We start from the raw sequence: 1,977 nt of genomic DNA on the forward strand, positions 1-1,977 counted from the left end.
GGCTGGGGCTGGGGCTCACCGCGCCGTCCCTGATCAACGTCGTCCTGGCCGGGGTGCCGGGGAAGGACGCCGGCGCGGCGGGCGGCGTGCTGACCACCGTCGGCCAGCTCGGCAACGCGTTCGGCGTCGCGGTGCTCGGCGCGGTGTTCTTCGCCCGGCTGGAGACGTCACTCGCCGCCGGAGCCGCCCCGCTCACCGGCTACGCCGAGGCGCTGACGGCGATCCTGCCCTGGCAGATCGCCTGCTATCTGGTCGCGGCTGCGCTGATGTTCCTGCTCCCGTCCCGCGCGCAGACGCCCCACGCGTGACCGGGCCCGGCGTGGTCGAGGGGACGCCGCTCAGCTAACCCCGTCCCGCGTGTCGCCGTGCGCCTCGGCCGCCAGGTCCTGCCAGTCGTCCCAGGTCTTGAGCCGGTCGGCGTACGCCTGCCGGATCATCGGGTGGAACCCCTGCCCGAACAGCACCCGCAGCGGCGGCGCGGGGGAATCGACGATCTTGAGCAGGGCCCGGGCCGCGGCGGCCGGGTCGCCGGCGGGCTGCCCGCCGGCGATCTCGCCGAGCAGCCGCCGCAGATCGTCGTAGGCCGGGTTGAGCCGCGCCATGTGGCCGTTGGCCAGCGGATCGGGGTTTCGGCCCGACCGGGTGGCGAACCCGCCGGGCTCGACCACGGTCACCTTGACGCCGAACCCGGCCACCTCCCTGGCCAGGGCCTCGTTCAGGCCCTCCAGCGCCCACTTCGAGGCGTGGTACGCGCCGCCGAGCGGCATCGCGACGAGCCCGGCCGCCGACGACATCTGCACGATGTGACCGGAGCCCTGCGCGCGCAGGAAGGGCAGCGCCGCCTGAACGACCCAGACCGCGCCGAACAGGTTGGTCTCCATCTGGTCGCGCAGTTCCTGCTCGGTCAGCTCCTCGATCGCGCCGATCTGGGCGTAGCCGGCGTTGTTCACGACGACGTCCAGACGGCCGAACCGCTCGTGGGCGCGCCGCACGGCCGCGGTGGCTGCGGCCTTGTCGGTCACGTCCAGTTCGAGTGGGAGCACCCGGTCGCCGTGCGCGGCGGCCAGGTCGCCGAGGCTCGCGGTGTCGCGGGCGGTCGCGGCCACCCGGTCGCCGCGCGACAGCGCCGCCTCGACGAAGTGACGGCCGAGGCCGCGCGACGAACCGGTGACGAACCAGACCTTGCTCATGAACGCTCTCCGCTCTGCCAACCGACGAGCCCTTCTCGTGGGTCGCTCACGAGACGCCACCGGCCCCAGCCTTTGTGACGCCCCGGCCGAGTGACCCGCGCCACACAGCTCACCGTCGAGCCGCCGCCGTGGCGGCGAGTTCGCGCAACGCGTGCGCCAACCGGGTCAGACCGGGCTCCTCCACCGGCATGTGCCCGCAGCCCTCCAGCATGACCAGGCGCTTCTCGGCCCCGATCCGGTCGAAGAAGGGCAGGCTCAGCTCGGCGGGCGTCCAGCGGTCGGCCGCCGGGTGGACCATCAGCACCGGGCAGGCGCCGAACGCCTCGGGCTCGACCTCGGGCACGGAGGTCAGATAGGTACGCAGGAACCGCAGCGAGACCCGGTTCCCGCCGCCCAGCCGGTCACGGGCCACGGCGGCGTTCAGCTCCGGCCGGTTGGCCATCGCCGGCATCCTGGCCAGCCACCGGATCGGGACGCGCAGGTCGTCCGCGGCCCGCAGCGCGTTCATGACCGGCCCGGCGACCCGGCCCAGCGGCCCGAACCTGGCCGCGGCCGCGCGGACGTCGGGGCGGCGCACGTCCAGCAGGCAGGTGACGGCCAGCGCGTCGGCGCCGGCGCGGGCGACCGCGCTGTAGGCGAGCATGCCGCCCAGGCTCGCGCCCAGCACCAGCAGCGGACGCCCGTCGCGCCGCCGTTCCCTGCCGATCAGCTCGCTGACCAGGTCCACCCAGGTCTCGTAGGTCACCGGCCGCCCGTCGCAGCGGGTGTGCCCGTAGCCGGGCAGGTC

At 74.7% G+C, this 1,977-nt stretch carries 2 protein-coding genes and 1 pseudogene; 1 reads left to right on the top strand and 2 read right to left on the bottom strand.

Features of this window, described 5'->3' with window-relative positions:
• Positions 1-308 (top strand): annotated as a pseudogene (locus HII36_RS54885) (MFS transporter); the annotation flags it as partial.
• 30 nt (positions 309-338) lie between these two features.
• Here HII36_RS54885 and HII36_RS54890 read toward each other — a convergent pair.
• Positions 339-1,190 (bottom strand): SDR family NAD(P)-dependent oxidoreductase, encoded by an 852-nt coding sequence (locus HII36_RS54890; protein WP_173531335.1) that lies wholly within the window; start codon positions 1,188-1,190, stop codon positions 339-341.
• 109 nt (positions 1,191-1,299) lie between these two features.
• On the bottom strand, positions 1,300-1,977 hold a 678-nt coding region (locus HII36_RS54895; protein WP_173531336.1), incomplete at its 5' end, for an alpha/beta hydrolase.

Source organism: Nonomuraea antri (assembly GCF_013283785.1).
Classification (GTDB): Bacteria; Actinomycetota; Actinomycetes; order Streptosporangiales; family Streptosporangiaceae; genus Nonomuraea; species Nonomuraea antri.

Bases quoted from the DNA above. Each gene is read 5' to 3' on its own strand.
- HII36_RS54890 (WP_173531335.1), bottom strand. From the start codon at position 1,190: ATGAGCAAGGTCTGGTTCGTCACCGGTTCGTCGCGCGGCCTCGGCCGT.